General features: G+C 59.6%; 17 protein-coding genes and 1 pseudogene. 15 read left to right on the forward strand and 3 right to left on the reverse strand.

Annotated features, from left to right (window positions below; translation table 11 throughout):
- Positions 1 to 248: 248 nt before the first annotated feature.
- Together AC1DSG_RS14365 and AC1DSG_RS14370 are read right to left on the reverse strand one after the other, a co-directional pair.
- Entirely contained in the window at positions 249 to 2,150 is a 1,902-nt protein-coding gene (locus AC1DSG_RS14365) for an ATP-binding protein (RefSeq protein ID WP_477791477.1), read from the reverse strand.
- Positions 2,147 to 3,079: an ABC transporter substrate-binding protein gene (locus tag AC1DSG_RS14370; RefSeq protein ID WP_477791478.1), complete on the reverse strand. Its 933-nt coding sequence runs from the start codon at positions 3,077 to 3,079 to the stop codon at positions 2,147 to 2,149. Before AC1DSG_RS14370 ends, AC1DSG_RS14365 begins: the two co-directional genes overlap by 4 nt.
- A gap of 411 nt (positions 3,080 to 3,490) precedes the next feature.
- Here AC1DSG_RS14370 and AC1DSG_RS14375 point away from each other — a divergent pair, with 411 nt between their 5' ends.
- The 11 genes from AC1DSG_RS14375 to pyrF all read left to right on the forward strand — a co-directional run bounded on the left by AC1DSG_RS14375 (position 3,491) and on the right by pyrF (position 13,060).
- A complete protein-coding gene (locus AC1DSG_RS14375) occupies positions 3,491 to 4,516 on the forward strand; it encodes an NAD(P)H-dependent glycerol-3-phosphate dehydrogenase (RefSeq protein ID WP_477791479.1) in 1,026 nt (341 codons plus the stop codon).
- 31 nt (positions 4,517 to 4,547) lie between these two features.
- Entirely contained in the window at positions 4,548 to 4,895 is a 348-nt protein-coding gene (locus AC1DSG_RS14380) for a DUF4389 domain-containing protein (protein ID WP_007949501.1), read from the forward strand.
- On the forward strand, positions 4,892 to 5,344 hold the full coding sequence (gene sixA, locus AC1DSG_RS14385; protein WP_477791480.1) for a phosphohistidine phosphatase SixA: 453 nt from the start codon (positions 4,892 to 4,894) through the stop codon (positions 5,342 to 5,344). The genes AC1DSG_RS14380 and sixA overlap by 4 nt, the downstream gene beginning before the upstream one ends.
- Before the next feature lie 145 nt (positions 5,345 to 5,489).
- On the forward strand, positions 5,490 to 7,157 hold the full coding sequence (locus AC1DSG_RS14390) for an AMP-binding protein (protein ID WP_477791481.1): 1,668 nt from the start codon (positions 5,490 to 5,492) through the stop codon (positions 7,155 to 7,157).
- A 34-nt stretch (positions 7,158 to 7,191) separates the two neighbouring features.
- Entirely contained in the window at positions 7,192 to 7,635 is a 444-nt protein-coding gene (locus AC1DSG_RS14395; RefSeq protein WP_477791482.1) for a hotdog fold thioesterase, read from the forward strand.
- Between the two features lie 289 nt (positions 7,636 to 7,924).
- On the forward strand, positions 7,925 to 8,731 hold the full coding sequence (locus AC1DSG_RS14400) for an alpha/beta fold hydrolase (RefSeq protein ID WP_477791483.1): 807 nt from the start codon (positions 7,925 to 7,927) through the stop codon (positions 8,729 to 8,731).
- Positions 8,728 to 9,582: an alpha/beta hydrolase gene (locus AC1DSG_RS14405; protein ID WP_477791484.1), complete on the forward strand. Its 855-nt coding sequence runs from the start codon at positions 8,728 to 8,730 to the stop codon at positions 9,580 to 9,582. The genes AC1DSG_RS14400 and AC1DSG_RS14405 overlap by 4 nt, the downstream gene beginning before the upstream one ends.
- A gap of 50 nt (positions 9,583 to 9,632) precedes the next feature.
- Positions 9,633 to 10,292 carry a glutathione S-transferase family protein gene (locus tag AC1DSG_RS14410; RefSeq protein ID WP_477791485.1) on the forward strand — a complete coding sequence of 220 codons (660 nt, stop codon included), beginning with the start codon at positions 9,633 to 9,635 and terminating at the stop codon, positions 10,290 to 10,292.
- An 8-nt stretch (positions 10,293 to 10,300) separates the two neighbouring features.
- Positions 10,301 to 11,107, forward strand: a complete 807-nt coding sequence (locus AC1DSG_RS14415) for a DUF4892 domain-containing protein (protein ID WP_477791486.1) — start codon at positions 10,301 to 10,303, stop codon at positions 11,105 to 11,107.
- A 68-nt stretch (positions 11,108 to 11,175) separates the two neighbouring features.
- Positions 11,176 to 12,231 carry an AI-2E family transporter gene (locus tag AC1DSG_RS14420; protein ID WP_477791487.1) on the forward strand — a complete coding sequence of 352 codons (1,056 nt, stop codon included), beginning with the start codon at positions 11,176 to 11,178 and terminating at the stop codon, positions 12,229 to 12,231.
- 130 nt (positions 12,232 to 12,361) lie between these two features.
- Positions 12,362 to 13,060, forward strand: coding sequence for an orotidine-5'-phosphate decarboxylase (gene pyrF / locus AC1DSG_RS14425; RefSeq protein ID WP_477791490.1), 699 nt, complete (start codon positions 12,362 to 12,364; stop codon positions 13,058 to 13,060).
- Between the two features lie 138 nt (positions 13,061 to 13,198).
- On the opposite strand, the gene AC1DSG_RS14430 is transcribed toward pyrF, so the two are convergent.
- Positions 13,199 to 14,203: an NADP-dependent oxidoreductase gene (locus tag AC1DSG_RS14430; protein ID WP_477791488.1), complete on the reverse strand. Its 1,005-nt coding sequence runs from the start codon at positions 14,201 to 14,203 to the stop codon at positions 13,199 to 13,201.
- A 237-nt stretch (positions 14,204 to 14,440) separates the two neighbouring features.
- On the opposite strand from AC1DSG_RS14430, the gene AC1DSG_RS14435 reads away from it, so the two are divergent.
- The 4 genes and pseudogenes from AC1DSG_RS14435 to AC1DSG_RS14450 all read left to right on the forward strand — a co-directional run bounded on the left by AC1DSG_RS14435 (position 14,441) and on the right by AC1DSG_RS14450 (position 18,854).
- Positions 14,441 to 15,202 (forward strand): SDR family oxidoreductase, encoded by a 762-nt coding sequence (locus AC1DSG_RS14435; RefSeq protein WP_452625383.1) that lies wholly within the window; start codon positions 14,441 to 14,443, stop codon positions 15,200 to 15,202.
- Between the two features lie 184 nt (positions 15,203 to 15,386).
- A complete protein-coding gene (locus AC1DSG_RS14440) occupies positions 15,387 to 16,778 on the forward strand; it encodes an aminotransferase-like domain-containing protein (protein WP_477791489.1) in 1,392 nt (463 codons plus the stop codon).
- A 1,074-nt stretch (positions 16,779 to 17,852) separates the two neighbouring features.
- Positions 17,853 to 17,990: pseudogene (locus AC1DSG_RS14445) on the forward strand (HAMP domain-containing protein); the annotation flags it as partial.
- A complete protein-coding gene (locus AC1DSG_RS14450) occupies positions 17,988 to 18,854 on the forward strand; it encodes a methyl-accepting chemotaxis protein (protein ID WP_477791491.1) in 867 nt (288 codons plus the stop codon). The pseudogene AC1DSG_RS14445 and the gene AC1DSG_RS14450, both read left to right, overlap by 3 nt.
- Positions 18,855 to 19,152 lie beyond the last annotated feature (298 nt).

The following is a 19,152-nucleotide window of genomic DNA, read 5'->3' on the forward strand; positions in this document are numbered from 1 at the left end:
TGCGAGCTCCTCAATAGTCCCATGCGGCAGGGTGGGGCAAATCTCCCGGCCGATCGAAGCGTTCATGCCTCGAGTCAGCAGCCTACTCATAGACTATTGCGTTGTGGTGAAAGTCACAGCACCAAGGACATGAATGTACACTTGTGCACTGAAATTATTATTCAAGCCCCTTTTCGGGCTTGTTCGGGTGCCTAAGACTGCCGCACTTTCGCCTTTCACGCCAGTCGCARATGCTCGAAAGGCCTGTACTACTGCACCCAGCGCTGCAGAATTTGCTGCAAATCAGTCCGTTTGAAGGGCTTGGCCAGATAATCGTTCATGCCCGCCGACAAACAGGCTTCGCGGTCGCCCTGCAACGCGTTGGCGGTCAGAGCGATGATCGGCAAGTCCGCGCAGCCGGGCAACTGGCGGATCTGTCGGGTCGCCTCGTAGCCGTCGACGATCGGCAGTCGGCAGTCCATCAGAATCGCTTCAAAAATCAGGCTCTCGGCGCTGCGCACGGCTTGCGCGCCGTCGGTCGCGACGCTGACAGTAAAGCCCAGGCTGCGCAACATTGCTTCGATGACGGTCTGATTGACCGGGTTGTCTTCGACCAACAGTACGTTGCGACCTGCGCCATCATCGCTGTCGGCCGGTGCCCGGGGGGGCGGTACCGGCAGCGACTGCTTATAGAGCGCCAGCGGAATTTCCAGGGTAAACACCGAGCCCTGGCCTTCTTCGCTTTGCGCCCGCAAGGTGCCGCCCATGCGCTCAGCCAAGGTGCGGGCAATAGGCAGGCCCAGACCAGTGCCACCGTAGCGTCGTGAAATAGAGCTGTCGGCCTGCTGGAAGGCCTTGAACATCAACTCCAGGCTTTCAGCGCAAATGCCGATGCCGCTGTCGCGCACGGTGCAGGTAAACCACAGCAGGTCGTGATCCAGCGATTGCCACTGCGGTTCAATGCTGACGCAGCCCTGTTCGGTGAACTTCAATGCATTGCCGACCAGGTTGACCAGAATCTGCCGGATCCGTGTCGGATCGCCCTGAACCTGAAGGACGCGCATGTCCTCGGGAATCAGCAACTGCAAATCAAGCTCGCGCTGCAACGCGCTGTGCTGGAAGGATTGGGCGCAACTGCTGATCAGGTCCGCGAGGTTGAACGGGATGTGCTCCAGTTCCAGTTCCGAGCGCTCGATGCGCGAGAAGTCGAGAATGTCGTTGATGACCTTGAGCAGGTGTTCGGTGGACTCCGAGGCCAGCGCTGCGTATTCAATCTGCTCCTCAGTCATTTCGGTGGTTTCCAGCAACTGCAACATGCCGAGTACGCCATTCATCGGCGTGCGCAATTCATGGCTCATCATCGCCAGGAAGTCAGACTTGGCATTGTTGGCCTTTTCCGCCTCCTCGCGCGTCTGGATCAATTGCGCCATCGCCTGATGCTGTTCACGACTGGCTTGTTCGAGGCCGGCGGCGAGGTTGTTGATGTGCTGCGACAACGCGCCCAGTTCGGTGTCGTCGACTATCGGCAAGGGTGTTTTGTAATCGCCGTCCTGGATCGCCTTCACCGCGTTGCCAATATCGCGGATCGGTTGCGACAGGCTGCCCGCCAGACGCCGGGCCACCAAAAAGGTAAACAGCAGGGCGAACAGTGCAAGGATGGCGGCTTTGAACAGGATCTCCTGCTGACGCTGGCTGAACGCATCATTTGAAAGACCGACGATCACCCGACCCAGATAGTCCTCGGTGGGGCCGATGCTGGCGGCTTTGGGGCCCTGGAAGAAATCATTGTTGAGTGCTATCCGTTGCAGCCGCACCGGTGCCTGGAACACTTCGACCTGTTGCGAGCGCCTGTAGGTTTCCGACGGTTGCTCGACGTACACCAAAATCCGGTTGGCGTTGTCCTGAACCTCCAGAAAGCGCACGTTCGGCGTGGCGAGTGTCGCCTTGAGCAAACTTTCAAGCACCTCGTTGTTACCCGAAATCACCCCGTATTCGGTGGCGGGTGCCAATTGGTTGGCGATCAATTGCCCGGTGTGGTTGAGCTCCTGGCGCAGGTCCTGGATCCGCACGAAGGTGAAGAAGCTAATCAGCAATAACGTCAGCAGCAGGGCGGGGCCAAGGCTGATCATCTGGGTGCGAGTGTTGATGTCCCAGGGGCGACGGAAGGTCATGGCAGGCTTTTTCCTTCAGCCAATTGGGTGGCAACAGCTGCTTCATTGATCGGTTCGATACCTAATGAACGAGCCACTTGCGGATTACTGGATACTTTGAAATGTTGCGGATAGAGCGTACGTGGCCAACTCGCCGTCGGTAGATCGAGCAATTCGTCGAGCACCTGCAGCCAGTCGCTCTGATCGCTGTAGGTGCTGGCCAGGCTTCCCGCCTTGACGAAAGCGGCATTGGGGCCGATCAATGCCAATTGTCGCGAATAGCTGCTTAACAGCAGATTTTTTGCGGTTTTCGAGTTGTAGAGGTCAGGATCGTCGAGGCCCAGAAGTACGTCACAGTCTTTCAGCAAGGCCTGCAAGGGGCGACTGTCATGGATGTTATCCCAGCGCTCGGCCACTACTTCCAGACCCTGACCAAGGGCCGCACTACGCAATTCTTTCAACAGGAATTCGCTGTGTTTGTCGTACAGCACACCGATGCGCTGCGCCTGCGGCAAGATGAGTCGGGTCAGGCGTAATTGCCGATCCAGCGGCGCATCGCTCCAGAGCAGACTGAGGTGGGGTGGAACGTTAACGCCGAAACGTTGCCGGGCTTGCAGGCGGCTGATGCGCAGCACCAGCGTCGCCGGGCCCTGAGCCGCTTGCTGGCGCCAGTCGAGGCTCGGCAGATCAAGCAGGATCAGGCGGGTGGCGGCGGGCAGTTTGCCGGGTGATGGAAGGCTCGCCAGTGGCTGGAAACGCACACTGTCGGCAGGGCGTATGTCGCTCAGCGCGCGGACGAAGGATTGCACGCCGGGATTGTCTTCGGCACCGATCAACAGAATGTCGGCAGCTTGCGTCGGCAGGGCGCCGAGCAGACAGCCAGCCACCAGGTACAACCCGGCCAGCAGGCGGCCCAGTGGCGGCGATTTCCATGACAGGCGATGCCGCATTTAAAACTCGCAGACTGTCGGACAGGCTGAGGGGGTCTTGCACTTCCAAGTCATCGCGCGATTTCCGGGAGCTCTGATCGATGTCGCCACACCGTTCGCTGAGCGGATGTGGCGCGTGATTCATTGTCGATAAACAAGTCGTCGGCCAGCAAGGACGGGCTGAAGATCAGCGCCATCACCAGCGGCGAGCGGGGTGAAGGAGAACGAAACGACACGTCACACCCTTGATCGTGATGAGTTGGGGCGCATGTTAACCGAGCCCGTTGACTTTTCCATTCACGATGCCGGCATTTTCCTAGGGTTTATTGGTCTTCTTCCTACACCTGTTGGTAATTGAAGCAGGGGCTGGCCGACACGAGGCCGCTCCGTATAATGCCGACATCGCCACTGCTATGGATTAACGGATTGCATATGACTGAACAGCGCCCAATTGCGGTCCTGGGAGGCGGAAGTTTTGGTACCGCCGTGGCTAATCTGCTGGCCGAGAACGGGCATCAGGTCCGGCAGTGGATGCGTGACCCCGAACAGGCCGAGGCCATTCGGGTCAATCGCGAGAACCCGCGTTACCTCAAAGGCATCAAGATTCTTCCGGCAGTAGAACCGGTGACCGACCTGCAAGCGACGTTGGAAGCCTGCGATCTGTGCTTCGTCGCGCTGCCCTCCAGTGCCTTGCGCTCGGTATTGGTCCCGCACGCCGAACTGTTGAGCGGCAAACTGCTGGTCAGCCTGACGAAAGGCATCGAAGCCCACACGTTCAAGTTGATGAGCGAGATCCTCGAGGAAATCGCCCCGAAAGCGCGCATCGGCGTGCTGTCCGGACCGAACCTGGCCCGTGAAATCGCCGAACACGCGCTGACCGCCACCGTGGTCGCCAGTGAAGACGAAGAGCTGTGCCAACGGGTTCAGGCCGCTCTGCATGGCCGGACCTTTCGTGTGTACGCCAGTGCTGACCGGTTTGGCGTCGAATTGGGCGGGGCGCTGAAAAACGTTTACGCGATCATTGCCGGCATGGCAGTGGCGCTGGGCATGGGGGAAAACACCAAGAGCATGCTGATCACCCGGGCGCTGGCGGAAATGACCCGTTTTGCGGTGAATCAGGGCGCCAACCCGATGACTTTTCTCGGTCTTGCCGGTGTGGGCGATTTGATCGTCACCTGCTCGTCGCCGAAAAGCCGTAACTACCAGGTCGGGTTTGCCTTGGGTCAGGGCCTGAGTCTGGAGGACGCGGTCACGCGTCTGGGTGAAGTGGCCGAAGGTGTGAACACGCTGAAAGTGCTCAAGGCCAAGGCTCAGGAGGTGGGCGTCTATATGCCGCTGGTCGCCGGTCTGCACGCGATCCTGTTCGAAGGGCGCACGCTTAATCAAGTGATTGAGCTGTTGATGCGCGGCGAACCGAAAACCGACGTCGACTTTATTTCAACCAGTGGTTTCAACTGAGCACGCTTTGCAAAAAACAGGGGAACGCGACATGAACGATCCGAAACTAGAAACCAAGTACGAATCCATCCTGCTGCGGGTGCTGTGGATGATCGTCTTCCTGCTGGTCTGGCAAGTGGCGCAGTTCATCCTGGGCGCATTGGTGCTGGTGCAACTGATCTATCGTTTGTTCTATGGTGCCCCGAGCGCCAGCCTGATGAACTTCGGTGACAGCCTGAGCCAGTTCCTGGCACAGATCGGGCGTTTTGCCAGCTTCCACAGCGACCAGAAACCCTGGCCGTTCGCCGACTGGCCGACGCCGCGTACACCGGAAGGTGAAGCGCCTCATGTCGTGGCGCCAGCGCCGCATCCGGCCCGAGATGAGGAACCCAAGCTATGAAACTCTGGGTATTGCGTCATGGTGAAGCTGTACCGTATGGCTCGTGTGCCGATTCGGAGCGAGCACTGACCCCGCATGGATGCGAAGAAGTGCTGCGCAGTGCAGCRCATTTGATCGGTCAGCCGATTACCGCGATTTACGCCAGCCCTTACCTGCGCGCGCAGCAGACCGCGCAGTTGGTGCGTGAAGCCCTCGGATTCGAGCCGGAGATCCGCACGGTCGAGTGGCTGACCCCGGAAACCGATCCGGACAAGGTGGCTGAACAACTTGTGTCAGTGAGCAATGTCCTGTTGGTCAGTCACAACCCGCTGGTGGGGCATTTGCTGAGCTACCTGCAACATGGCGCCGGGCATCCACCGGAAAAAGTCTCCACCGCCGGGCTGGCCGAGCTCAAAGGTGATGAGTTGCTGATTGGCTCGATGAAGCTCAAGGGCATCAAACACCCGTAACCGTTTTGCTTCTGCTTTTGTAGGAGCCGGGCTTGCCCACGATGCAGGGGGCGGCGGTGTTGCTGAATTTTGTGAGAATTAGTCAACCAAGCAACCGCTTGGTTGACTACGCTTGCTCCAGAATAAAAATTCAGGAGCGAGTCGCATGTCTGCTGCTTTTCGTTTGCCACTGGATGTCTTCTACGAACGCGAGGCCCGTCATCCACGCCAGCGTTTTCTGGTCCAGCCCACGGGCGGCGGGCAGGTCGAGACCCTGTCCTGGGCCGACGTCGGCCATCAGGCGCGTTGCGCCGCGCATTGGTTGCGGGCGCGCGATCTGCCACAAGGCAGCCATATCGCTCTGATCTCGAAAAACTGTGCCCACTGGATCATCGCCGACCTGGCGATCTGGATGGCCGGGCATGTTTCTGTGCCGTTGTACCCCAACCTGACCGCCGAATCGGTGGCCCAGGTGCTCAATCACTCGGAAGCGGCGCTGGCGTTTATCGGCAAACTCGATGACTGGCCGGGCATGTCCCGTGGTGTCAGCCCGGACTTGCCGACGATCAGTCTGCCGCTGCATCCACCGGGCCGCTTCGATTTCAGTTGGGCCGATTTGCAGTGCAGCTCGCCCATCCAGGATCATCCCAAACCCAGCGCCGATCAGTTGGCGACCATTATTTACACGTCCGGCACCACCGGGCTGCCCAAAGGCGTAATGCACAGCTTCGGTAACCTGGGTTTCGCCAGCACGCGGGGTACGCAGCTGTTTGGCCTCAACGAGTCGGACCGGTTGCTGTCCTATTTGCCGCTGTGCCACGTTGCAGAGCGCATGTTCGTTGAGATGGCAGCTATTTACACCGGGCAGACGGTGTTCTTTGCCGAGAGCCTCGACACCTTCCTGACGGACTTGCAGCGTGCGCGGCCCACCGCCTTGTTCGGGGTGCCACGGATCTGGACCAAATTCCAGATGGGCGTGTACAGCAAGATCCCGGCAAAACGCCTCGATTTTCTGCTCGGCTTGCCCTTCATCGGCAAGCGGGTCGGGCATAAAGTCCTCGCCGGGCTGGGGCTGGACGCGTTGCGCGTCGCCTTGACCGGCGCGGCACCGGTGCCACAAACCTTGCTGCTGTGGTACCGCAAGCTGGGGCTGGACGTGCTTGAGGTCTACGGCATGACCGAGAGCTGTGGCTACTCGCACATTTGCCGGCCCGGCGAGAACAAACCCGGGTGGATCGGCAAGCCTTGCCCGGAGGTTGAGGTGCGGATCGACGAGTCGGGCGAGGTCATGGTGCGCAGTGGCGCGACGATGCTCGGCTACTACAAGGAACCACGAAAAACCGCTGAAACCATCACCGAGGACGGCTTCCTGCGCACCGGCGACAAGGGCGAGCAAGACGCTGAAGGCAACCTGCGCCTGACCGGCCGGCTGAAAGAAATCTTCAAGACCAGCAAGGGCAAATACGTGGCGCCGGCACCGATCGAAAATCGCCTGGCGGTGCATTCGCGAATCGAGCAAGTGTGCGTGGTCGGTGATGGCTTGAGTGCGCCGCTGGGGCTGTGTGTGTTGTCGGCGGTCGGGCAGCAAGACGCCAGCGGAACGGCGAGGGCGGGACTGCATTCAAGCCTGGAAAAACTGTTGGATGAGGTCAATGGCGTCCTCGACAAGCATGAGCGCTTGCGGCGTCTGGTGGTGGTCAAGGACAGTTGGGCCGTGGAAAACGGTTTCCTCACGCCGACCCTCAAGATCAAACGCAACGTGATCGAAGCGGCTTACGGGGCGCGCTTCGAAGAATGGAGCGAGCGCAGCGAGGCGGTGCTGTGGCAGGATTGAGCGACGAACAACACCAACAAAAAGGAAAGCAACGATGAGTCTGTGGCGTACCACTCCCAACATCGAGCACTTGAACGCAATCCAGAAAAACACCATTGGCGAAGTGCTGGATATTCGTTTCGAAGCGTTCGACGAAGGGTCCCTGACCGCGAGCATGGTCATTGATCACCGCACTCACCAGCCTTACGGCCTGCTGCATGGCGGTGCCTCGGTGGTGCTGGCCGAGTCAGTCGGCTCAATGGCCAGCTACCTGTGCATCGACAGCAGCAAGTTTTACTGCGTGGGCCTGGAAATCAACGCCAACCATTTGCGCGGCCTGCGCAGTGGGCGAGTGACCGCTGTGGCCACGCCGATCCACATTGGTCGCACGACGCACGTCTGGGATATCCGTTTGACCAGCGACGAAGGCAAGGCCAGTTGTGTGTCGCGCCTGACCATGGCGGTTGTGCCGTTGGGCGAGAATCCGCCAGCCCGGTAAACCCAATGCCCTGTAGCAGCCGAAGCCTGCGCCTGGCTCCGTAGCAGCTGTCGAGCCCCGACGAGGCTGCGTCCGGCTGCGAAGCAGTCGTGAAATCTGCCAGCGCGGTGTTTCAGGTTGACCGCGGACGCAGCCTTGCCAAGGCTCGACAGCTGCTACCGGGATCTTCATCAGCGTTGCGGACATTGCCCTGACCGGACTGTCATCATTCCTGTCACTTACAGTCATTGCTGTCAGCCGTCGTCTTACGGACAATCAATGCCTGTCTCTCGCTCATGGATTTGCCGGTATGTCGCAACAGATATTTTTCGCTCACGCCAATGGCTTTCCTTCAGGGACCTACGGCAAGTTGTTCGCGGCGCTGGCGCCCGAGTATCAGGTGAAGCATCTGGAGCAGCACGCTCATGACCCGCGTTTTCCCGCGGACGACAATTGGTACAACCTGGTGGATGAGCTGATCCATCACCTCGAGCAACAAGCGGAACCGGTGTGGGGCGTCGGCCATTCCTTTGGCGGCTTGCTGCATTTGCACGCGGCGCTGCGTTGCCCTGAGTTGTATCGCGGCGTGGTGATGCTCGATTCTCCGGTCCTGACCCTGACCGATCGATGGGTCATCCGCGCTGCCAAGCGTTTCGGTTTTATCGACCGCTTGACGCCGGCCGGTCGCACCCTGGGGCGCCGGGAAGAGTTCGCCGACATCGAAAGCGCCCGCCGCTATTTCGCGGGCAAAACCCTGTTCCGCAGTTTTGATCCGGAATGCTTTGATGCCTACCTGCAACATGGTTTGCACAAGGTCGGTGACACACTGCGCCTGCGTTTCAATCCCGCCACGGAAATAAGCATCTACCGTGGCGTGCCCCACACCAGCCCCGGTCGCACACGTCAGCTGAAAGTGCCGCTGGCGGTGGTGCGCGGGCACAAGAGCCGCGTGGTGATGCGTCACCATGCAAGCTCCGTCGGACGCATGCCGCTGGGTGAATCCCTGACCGTGCCCGGTGGCCACATGTTTCCTCTTGAACGTCCACATGACACGGCCACGTTGCTGAAAAACCTGTTCAGCCGTTGGGACGGTCGCAGCCAACAGGATTGCGCATGAACAATGCCGTCGAAGAAGTTCGCCTGTGCCTGCCGCACATCGAGTTGGCGGCGCACTTGTTCGGTCCTGAAGACGGCCTGCCCGTGATCGCGCTGCATGGCTGGCTGGACAATGCCAACAGCTTTGCCCGGTTGGCGCCCAAGCTCAATGGCCTGCGCATCATCGCCCTGGACATGGCCGGTCACGGTCATTCCGGGCATCGCCCACCCGGCGCCGGATACGCGATGTGGGATTACGCCCATGACGTGCTGCAAGTTGCCGAACAGCTTGGTCTGAAGAAATTTGCGCTGATGGGGCACTCCATGGGCGCCATCGCATCGTTGATCATTGCCGGGTCGATGCCGGAGCGCGTCACCCACCTGGCCCTGATTGACGGCATCATTCCTCCTACAGAAAAAGGCGAAAATGCTGCCGAGCGCATGGGCATGGCCCTGCAAGCGCAGCTGGATTTGCGGGAGAAACAAAAACCGGTCTACAGCACCCTCGACCGCGCCATAGAAGCGCGCATGAAAGGGTTGGTGGCCGTCAGTCGCGAAGCGGCCGAGCTGCTCGCGCAGCGGGGCTTGATGCCGGTGCAGGGGGGTTATACCTGGCGTACCGACAGCCGGCTGACGCTGCCATCGCCGTTGCGCCTGACCACCGAACAGGCCATGGCGTTTGTTCAGCGGGTCAGTTGTCCTGCCAAACTGGTGGTCGCGGCGGATGGCATGCTCGCCAAACATCCCGAGTTGCTGGAGCGTCTACCCTTTAGCCGTGAACAGCTGCCAGGCGGTCATCATTTGCACCTGAATGACGAACCCGGCGCCGACCTTGTCGCAGACTGTTTCAATCGGTTCTTCGCCGTTCCTTGACTTGAGCCGGGCAACTGTCGAGGCTGGGCGGGTTGAAATGGGAGACAACCATGATAGATCTCTACACCGCTGCGACCCCGAATGGCCACAAGGTCTCTATCGTGCTCGAGGAACTCGGCCTGCCCTACACGGTGCATGCCCTGAGTTTCGACAAGAAGGAACAGAAATCCGAGGACTTCCTCAAGATCAACCCCAATGGGCGGATTCCGGCGATTGTCGACCGCGCCAATGGCGATTTCGCCGTGTTCGAATCCGGCGCTATCCTGATTTACCTTGCTGAAATGACCGGCAAGCTGATGCCCCTGGACCCGAAAGGGCGCTCGGTGGTGTTGCAATGGCTGATGTTCCAGATGGGTGGCATCGGTCCGATGCAAGGGCAGGCCAACGTGTTTTTCCGCTACTTTCCGGAAAAACTCCAGGGCGCCATCGACCGCTATCAACATGAAACCCGACGCCTCTATGAAGTGCTCGATACCCGTTTGCAATCCGAAGAGTTTCTGGCCGGCGAATACAGCATTGCCGACATCGCCACCTATCCGTGGGTCCGTGGTCATGAGTGGTCCGGGGTCGAGGTCGACGGCTTGACTGCCTTGCAGCGCTGGATGGCAACCATGGCGGCGCGCCCTGCGGTGCAGCGTGGTTTGCTGGTGCCGGAACGTATCGACGACGCCAGCGTCGTCAAGGGTGCCCAGGCCATGCTGATCCGATGAGCCTGTCCATGCGTTCACTCAGTCTGCTGGCGCTGTGTTGTTTCAGTCCTTTATCGTTTGCCGCCGATGTTCCCGGCAGTCAGGACCTGCCGATCCTGCCGCGCATGGAAGATGCGCAGATCGTCGATTATCGTCCGGCCGTCGAACTTGAACGGATCTACCCGTTGGGGTCCATCCGCAAAATCAGCGGCCAGCTGCGCTTTGACGGTCAGGTCACGGCTCGTGGGCAAACCACGTCGGTCACCTACGAGTTGCCTGCGGAACACTCCTCCACCGAAGCCTTTACGGCCGCGCGCGAAGCCTTGCAAAAGCAGGGCGCCGAGTTGCTGTTCTGGTGCCAGGCCCGCGATTGCGGCGAAAGCAGTCTGTGGGCCAACGAGGTCTTCGGCAACGCCAAACTCTACGGTGCCGACGATCAGCAGGCGTATTTGCTGATGCGACTGGCGGCACCGCAGGACAATTCACTGGTGGCGCTTTACAGCATCACTCGCGGAAATCGCAAAGCCTACCTGCACGTCGAACAATTCGATGCAGCGGCGCCGTTGGGCGACCTGTTGCCGACTTCTGCCACCTTGCTGCGCCAGCTCAGAAGCACCGGTGTACTCGATTTTCCGAAACTGGTCGCTGACCCAGACGAGACCTGGCTGCGTCTGATTTCTCGTGGATTGAACCTGGACACTACCTTGCGAGTCAGTGTTTCCGGAGCCAAGGCTGAAGCCTGGCGCGAGGCATTGATTGCTCAGGGTGTGCGTGCGGCGCGAATGGAAGCCGGCAACGTCGAAGGCTCTGGCCTGCACATCGAGCTGTTGCGATAAGCTGTACAGGCGAATGCGGATTGCGCGTTCGTCTACTCTTTTTTTGACTGACTTTTTTGAGACTTTTCATGCCCAATAACGATCGCCTGTTGGTGCAGATTCTGCTCCTGGTGCTGTTTGGCGCGAGCTTCTGGGTGATGGCGCCCTTCTGGTCTGCGCTGTTCTGGGGCGCGGTGCTGGCGTTTGCCAGTTGGCCGTTGATGCGCTTGTTGACCCGTTGGCTCAATGGCCGTGAATCCCTGGCGGCCGCATTGCTGACCCTCGGCTGGATGGTGCTGGTGGCGGTGCCGCTGGTGTGGCTGGGTTTCAACCTGGCTGACCATGTGCGTGACGCAACTGTATTTATCAAGGATGTACAGGTCGATGGCCTGCCTGAAGCGCCGGCCTGGCTGGGCAGCATTCCTTTGGTTGGCGCACGGCTGGTGGTGATCTGGAACAGCATCGATCAGCAAGGCGCCGCGATGATGGTGTCGCTCAAACCTTACCTGGGGCAGGTCGGTAACTGGTTGCTGGCGCGCAGTGCGCAGATTGGCGGCGGTATTCTCGAACTGACACTGAGCATCGTGTTTGTGTTCTTTTTCTACCGCGACGGTCCGCGTCTGGCGACCTTTGTCCATGGATTGCTGGAGCGCCTGATTGGTCGTCGCGCCGAATATTACATCGACTTGGTGGCGGGCACGGTGCAGCGGGTGGTGAACGGTGTCATCGGTACGGCAGCAGCGCAAGCAGTGCTGGCGTTGATCGGATTCCTGATCGCTGGTGTGCCTGGTGCATTGGTGCTGGGCATCGTGACCTTCTTGCTCAGCCTGATTCCGATGGGGCCGCCGCTGGTGTGGATCCCGGCCACGGCCTGGTTGGCCTGGAAGGGTGAGTACGGAATGGCGATATTTCTGGGAATCTGGGGCACGTTCATCATCAGTGGAGTCGACAACGTGCTGAAGCCGTACCTGATCAGCCGGGGCGGGAATCTGCCGTTGGTGATTGTGCTGCTGGGAGTGTTTGGCGGGTTGATTGCGTTTGGCTTTATCGGGTTGTTTATCGGCCCGACATTGTTGGCCGTGGCTTACAGCTTGCTGACTGACTGGAGCAAGAGTCAGGCGCGGGTAGAAGATCGCCGGCCTTAAATTCTTTGTAGCGGCCCCAAAAGACTAGACTTACCAGCGCGCCGGTGACGAATTACCGATCATCGGGTCCCGCAGCGCCGCTGGTTCCGCTACAATGCGCGCCGATTTCGTCCTGCCTGAGAGCCCGCACATGTCCGTCTGCCAGACTCCTATCATCGTCGCCCTGGATTACCCCACCCGTGACGCCGCACTGAAGCTGGCCGACCAGTTGGACCCAAAATTGTGCCGGGTAAAAGTCGGCAAGGAGCTGTTCACCAGCTGCGCTTCGGAAATCGTCGGCACCTTGCGTGACAAGGGCTTCGAAGTGTTCCTGGACTTGAAATTCCACGACATCCCGAACACCACCGCCATGGCCGTGAAGGCCGCTGCGGAAATGGGCGTGTGGATGGTCAACGTCCATTGCTCCGGCGGCCTGCGCATGATGGCGGCCTGCCGTGAAGTGCTGGACCAGCGTACCGGGCCTAGACCGCTGCTGATTGGTGTGACCGTGCTGACCAGCATGGAACGTGAAGACCTGGCGGGTATCGGCCTGGACATCGAGCCGCAGGAGCAGGTGCTGCGCTTGGCCGCACTGGCGGAAAAAGCCGGGATGGACGGTCTGGTGTGTTCGGCGCTGGAGGCCCAGGCCTTGAAGTCGGCGCACCCGTCGTTGCAACTGGTGACCCCAGGCATTCGTCCGGCGGGCAGTGCGCAAGACGATCAACGCCGCATCCTGACCCCGCGCCAGGCACTGGACGCCGGTTCCGATTACCTGGTGATTGGTCGTCCGATCAGCCAGGCGGCGGATCCGGCCAAGGCACTGGCCGCCGTAGTGGCCGAACTCGCTTAACCAGACACCTAAGATCAAATGTGGGAGCGGGCTTGCCCGCGATGAGGGTGTGTCAGCCAACATCAATGTCGACTGATACACCGCTATCGCGGGCAAGCCCGCTCCCACAGTGGTTTTTGGTGACTTCAAAAAATTGAGTTAAACCTTCAACACCAACTTCCCGAAATTCTCGCCGCTGAACAATTTCATCAGCGTCTCCGGGAACGTCTCCAGTCCGTCAACAATGTCTTCCTTGCTCTTGAGTTGCCCCTTGGCCATCCAGCCGGCCATTTCCTGCCCGGCGGCGGCGAATTGGGCGGCGTAGTCCATCACGACAAAACCTTCCATCCGCGCGCGGTTGACCAGCAGCGACAGGTAATTGGCCGGGCCCTTGACCGCCTCCTTGTTGTTGTACTGGCTGATTGCGCCGCAAATCACCACGCGCGCCTTCATGTTCAGTCGGCTCAGCACTGCATCGAGGATGTCGCCGCCGACGTTATCGAAATACACATCGACCCCTTTAGGGCATTCGCGTTTAAGACCGGCGATGACGTCTTCATTCTTGTAGTCGATGGCGCCATCAAACCCCAATTCGTCGATCAGGAATTGGCATTTGTCTGCACCGCCGGCAATCCCGACCACGCGACAACCTTTGATTTTGGCGATCTGCCCGGCAATGCTGCCCACCGCACCGGCAGCACCCGACAGCACCACGGTGTCACCGGCTTTCGGCGCGCCGACATCGAGCAGCGCGAAGTAGGCGGTCATCCCGGTCATGCCAAGGGCAGACAAGTAGCGCGGCAATGGCGCCAGTGACGGATCAACCTTGTAGAAACCGCGTGGTTCGCCGAGGAAGTAATCCTGCACGCCGAGGGCACCGTTGACGTAATCCCCGACTGCAAACCCCGGGTTATTCGAGGCCACGACTTTGCCGACGCCCAAAGCGCGCATCACTTCACCCAGACCCACTGGCGGGATGTAGGACTTGCCTTCGTTCATCCAGCCGCGCATGGCCGGGTCCAGGGACAGGTATTCGTTTTTGACCAGAATCTGCCCCGACGCCGGCTCGCCGACCGGTACTTCTTGATAGGTAAAGGTCTCGCGGGTTGCCGCACCCACCGGACGTTTGGCGAGCAGGAACTGGCGATTGGTCTGGGAAGTCATGACAGGCACTCAAGATGAATGAAGTCTTGTTGATAGCCCTTCATGGTCAAGGCCGCAAGTTTGGCTGATGCGGCGAATGCACCGCGATCCAGTACAGTGATAATTGGGGTCGGTGTTCTATCACTGCCACTCATGGCCGCCCAACCGGCCTTCTGATAGTGCTGCCGCGCTGAAGCCCTCCAAGCCTAGACTGAAAACAAGCAATCCCTGCGTATTCTTCTCTCCGAGGACATAACAATGAGCATGACGTTTTCCGGCCAGGTCGCCGTGGTGACTGGCGCTGCCAACGGTATTGGCCGTGCGACCGCCCAGGCGTTCGCCGCCGAAGGGCTGAAGGTTGTGGTTGCCGATCTCGATACCGCCGGCGGCGAAGGCACCGTGGCGCTGATTCGTACGGCGGGTGGCGAAGCAACCTTCGTGCGTTGCAACGTCACGCTGGAAAGCGATGTAAAAAACCTGATGGACGAAGTGGTGAATACCTATGGCCGTCTGGACTATGCCTTCAACAATGCCGGCATCGAGATCGAGAAAGGCAAACTCGCCGAAGGCACGCTGGATGAGTTCGACGCGATCATGGGCGTCAACGTCAAAGGCGTCTGGCTGTGCATGAAATATCAACTGCCCTTGTTGTTGGCCCAGGGCGGCGGTGCGATCGTCAACACCGCTTCGGTGGCGGGCCTGGGGGCTGCACCGAAGATGAGTATTTACGCGGCGTCCAAACATGCGGTGATCGGGCTGACCAAGTCGGCAGCCATCGAATATGCCAAGAAAAAGATTCGCGTGAATGCCGTATGTCCGGCGGTGATCGACACCGACATGTTCCGCCGTGCCTATGAAGCGGACCCCAAGAAGGGCGAGTTTGCCAACGCCATGCACCCGGTGGGGCGCATCGGCAAGGTCGAGGAAATTGCCAGTGCTGTGCTGTACCTGTGCAGCGACGGCGCCGCGTTCACCACTGGCCATTCTCTGGCAGTGGACGGTGGCGTTACGGCGTTTTGAAATCAGGCGCTGCAACGTAGGAAAAAACCCGTACTTGTGCGGGTTTTTTTACAGTTCCGTGACGGGACTGGGCAATGTGTTTCAAAGGGTTAGAACCAGGGGATTTAGCGGCGTTGTCGCACATCTCATCCAGCGCTCCTGTGATTAACTGTTTCCCGCAAAACAGACAGGAGTTTGCTTGCTCATGGAATTGAGAATCGATCGACAGGCATTGGTGCCGGTCGTGCAGCAAGTCGTCGACGCGTTGACCCGCTGGCTCCGTCAGAACGGGGTACTGCCGGGGACGCGATTGCCTTCTGCGCGGCAAATTGCACGGGTCAATTTGCTCAGTCAATCCTGCGTCGTCGAAGCCTGCGAACGTCTGGTGGCACAGGGCGTGCTGGCGCCGCGTCAGGGCGCAGGTTTCGTTGTCGCTTTGCCTGTGCTGGCCGCTGAGGGGCGACAGGATTGCCCTTGGTTCGAAGGGGCTGATATGTCGCTGGACGGCGCCTCGGGAGAACTCAGGCTGGGCTGTGGCGGCCTGCCCGAAAGCTGGCGTGAAACTGACGATTTGACCTACGCGATCCGTCAGGTAAGCCGCACCGACATGGCTGGGTTGTTCAACTACAGTACACCACGGGGTTTACCTGCCTTGCGGGAGCAAATCCTCAAACGTCTCCTGCAGCTGGACATCGATGTGGATGAGCGACAGATTGTGACCACGACCGGTGCTACTCACGGGCTCGATCTGATCATGCGCACGTTGCTCAAACCCGGGGATTGCGTGGTGGTGGAAAGTCCAGGCTATTCACGGCTGTTCGATCTGCTCAGGCTCAATGGCGTGACGATGATCGAAGCACCGCGCACTCCGCGCGGGCCTGACGCGCAGGTGCTTGAAGCGCTATTGGTGAAGTACCGGCCCCGTGCGCTGTTCATCAATAGCTTCTACCACAACCCGACGGGCAGCAGCCTGACTCCCGTGGTGGCTCAGCAGGTGCTGCAACTGACCAAAGCCCATGGTGTGCTGGTAATTGAAGATGACGTCTATGCCGATTTGCACAGCGGCCCCGGCACTCGCCTCGCGGCAATGGGGATCGACGACAATGTGATTTATGTCGGCAGTTATTCCAAGACCCTCAGCAGCTCATTGCGCGTCGGCTTTGTCGTGGCCAGTGACGCAATAGTTTCGCGACTGGCCGAGGTCAAGATGATCAGCAGCATGGGCGCCTCAAGGTTCTGCGAAACGGTGCTGGCTTGCTTGTTGGCCAGCGGCGCGTATCGCAAACTGGTTCAGCGCCAGCGCCAGCGCTTGAACACCGACAGAGAAGCCGCCCTGCAAGTGCTCGAAGACGCCGACTGGGAGGTTTTCGGCAAGCCGGCGGGGGGGCTGTTCATCTGGGCGCGATCACGCAGGTCCGACTTTGCTCAGGTGCGCAAGCATGCCCGACGCTTCGGGGTGTTGCTGTCTTCTGCTACAGCATTCAGTCCCGGCGGCGAAGCCACGGACTGGCAGCGCATCAATGTGGCGTATGCCTGTGATCCTCGGGCCCGGGCATTTTTTCAGGCCACCGCTCTGAATCGACCTCAAGCGTTCTGAAAGCGACGCGGGTGTAGCTTTTTGCCATTATTGTGGCGCCAGAGACTTGTGCTGGCACAGGCCCGTTGCGAATCTGCATCAACAGACTATGTCAGGAGACTAAGTGCAATGATTTCGGCCGTGCAAGGACGTTTTGCCAACCTCGGTATGGCAAACAAAATGGGGGGCGGGTTCGTACTGGTGCTGTTGTTGACAGCGCTGGTCGCCGCCATCGGCGTATGGTCCCTGCAAACCATCAGTCAGCGCTTCGATGGGCTCAAGCAGATGTCATCGCTCAACAGCGGTTTGCTCAAGGTGCGACTGTTGGAGCAGGAGTACGCCTTGCACGGCAACCCGAAAACCGCCGCTGCCCTGCACGAGGGTGTTGATGGCTTGATTGTCTTGGCGACCCGGCTCAAGGCTGCGTCTGCGGCAAACGTGCCGGTAATGAACGACGTCGAGCAGTCGCTGGGTGCCTATCGCAAGGCGTTCGATGAGTTCGTCTCGTTGAGTCAGGCCAAGGACCTGGCACTGGAAATGGCCAGTTGGTCAGTGTCCAGCGTGGCCAATAACCTGGATGTGCTGCAAGCCGGCCTGGCCGATGACGGCACCTATACCTTGAAGCAAACCGAGGGCAAGGACGGTGGGCAATTCATCGAGCAGGCCAGTCAGGTCAGCCAGGTCACGCGGTTGATGTTGCAAGCCATGAACGAAGCTCGCGTGCGTCTGGACCAGAGTCGCAAGGGCGACGACAGCGCCGGCCAAGGCAGGATCGAACAGGCGGATCAGGCGCTGACTCAGGCCGAGCAGCTGAAAACCACGGTCAAGGACGAGGGCTATCAGACGGTCCTCAATGAAGTCACTGGTCACATCGGCAGTTTCAGCGAAAAACTCACGGAGTACACCGGTCTGTTGGCCCAGGAGAAAACTGTCTACGAACAACTGCACCAGCGCGCCGCGCAAGTGGTGGAGCGGGTGGATCAGGCCTCTGTCGCAGAAGACCGGTCGATGCAGACCGAGCTGAAAAAGAACTCGTTGTTGATCCTCGGCTCCTCGGCACTGGCGTTGCTGGTCGGACTGGTGGCGGCGTGGGTGATGACTCGTTTGATCGTGACCCCGCTGCGCAGTGTGATCCGTGTCGCGCAGCAGATCGCCGCGGGTGATTTGAGTGCGACGGTTGAAGTGACTCGCCGTGACGAGATCGGCCAATTGATGCAGGCGATGCAACAAATGGGCGCCGGGCTCAGCCGTATTGTCAGCGGGTTGCAGGCCGGTATCGAACAATTGGCGAATTCGGCGCATTCATTGTCGACGGTGACCGAGCAGACCCACCAGGAAGTCAGCAGCCAGAAAGAAGAAACCGAGCAGGTCGCCACGGCCATGAACCAGATGACCGCGACAGTGCACGACGTGGCGCGTAATGCTGAAGAGGCCGCCCAGGCTGCACAATCGGCGGATGACAAGGTTGAAAGTGGTCAGCAAGTGGTGCGCCAGAGCATGGCACGCATCGAGCAGCTGGCGGATTCGGCGACGTCGGCCAGTTCCAGCATCGAAAGCTTGAGTGCAGAGATCCAGAACATCGGTACGGTGCTCAGCGTGATCAAAAGTGTCGCCGAGCAGACCAACCTGTTGGCGCTCAACGCGGCGATCGAGGCCGCAYGGGCGGGCGAGCAGGGCAGGGGTTTTGCCGTGGTAGCCGATGAAGTCCGGGCACTGGCCAGGCGTACCCGGCAATCGACCGAGGAGATTGAACGCCTGGTCAGCGCCTTGCGCTCGGCCGCTCAGTCGTCGGTAAAGCAGATTCAGAACAGTGGCGAACTGGTGAAGTTGGCGGTCAGTGATGCGTTGCAAACCGAGAGTGCGCTGGGGAGTATTGCGGCCGCGGTATCGTTGATTCAGCAGATGAACCAGCAGATTGCCGCGGCAGCCGAGGAACAGAGTTCCGTAGCTGAGGAAATCAATCGCAGCGTCACGAGTATTCGTGCGAGTGCGGATCAGTCATCGCTGGCGATGCAGGGTAACGCCGCATCCAGCATTGAGCTGGCTCAGCTGGGAGTCGAGTTGAAGGGAATGGTGGGGCGCTTCCGGCTCCTGTAGGAGTTGGCTTGCCAGCGAAAGCGGCCTGCGGATACCTCCAACCTCTTGTGGGAGCGAGCCGGCTCCGGGCGGCGTTCCGACGAAGACGGCCCGACAGCCGACCTGTCTTTCCCGAATGTACTCCCCATCAAACCAACCGCAAAAAAGCCACCTTTGCAGGTTAATGCCGATCAGTTAAGCAATTTCTGCTGTAACGCAATTGTTGTAGCAGCTGGCGAAGCCTGCGTTCGGCTGCGCAGCAGTCGTAAAACCTGAGTTTTCGGTCTTCCTGAAACACCGCATCGTCTGATTTCACGAC

The organism is Pseudomonas sp. P5_A12 (assembly GCF_056400685.1).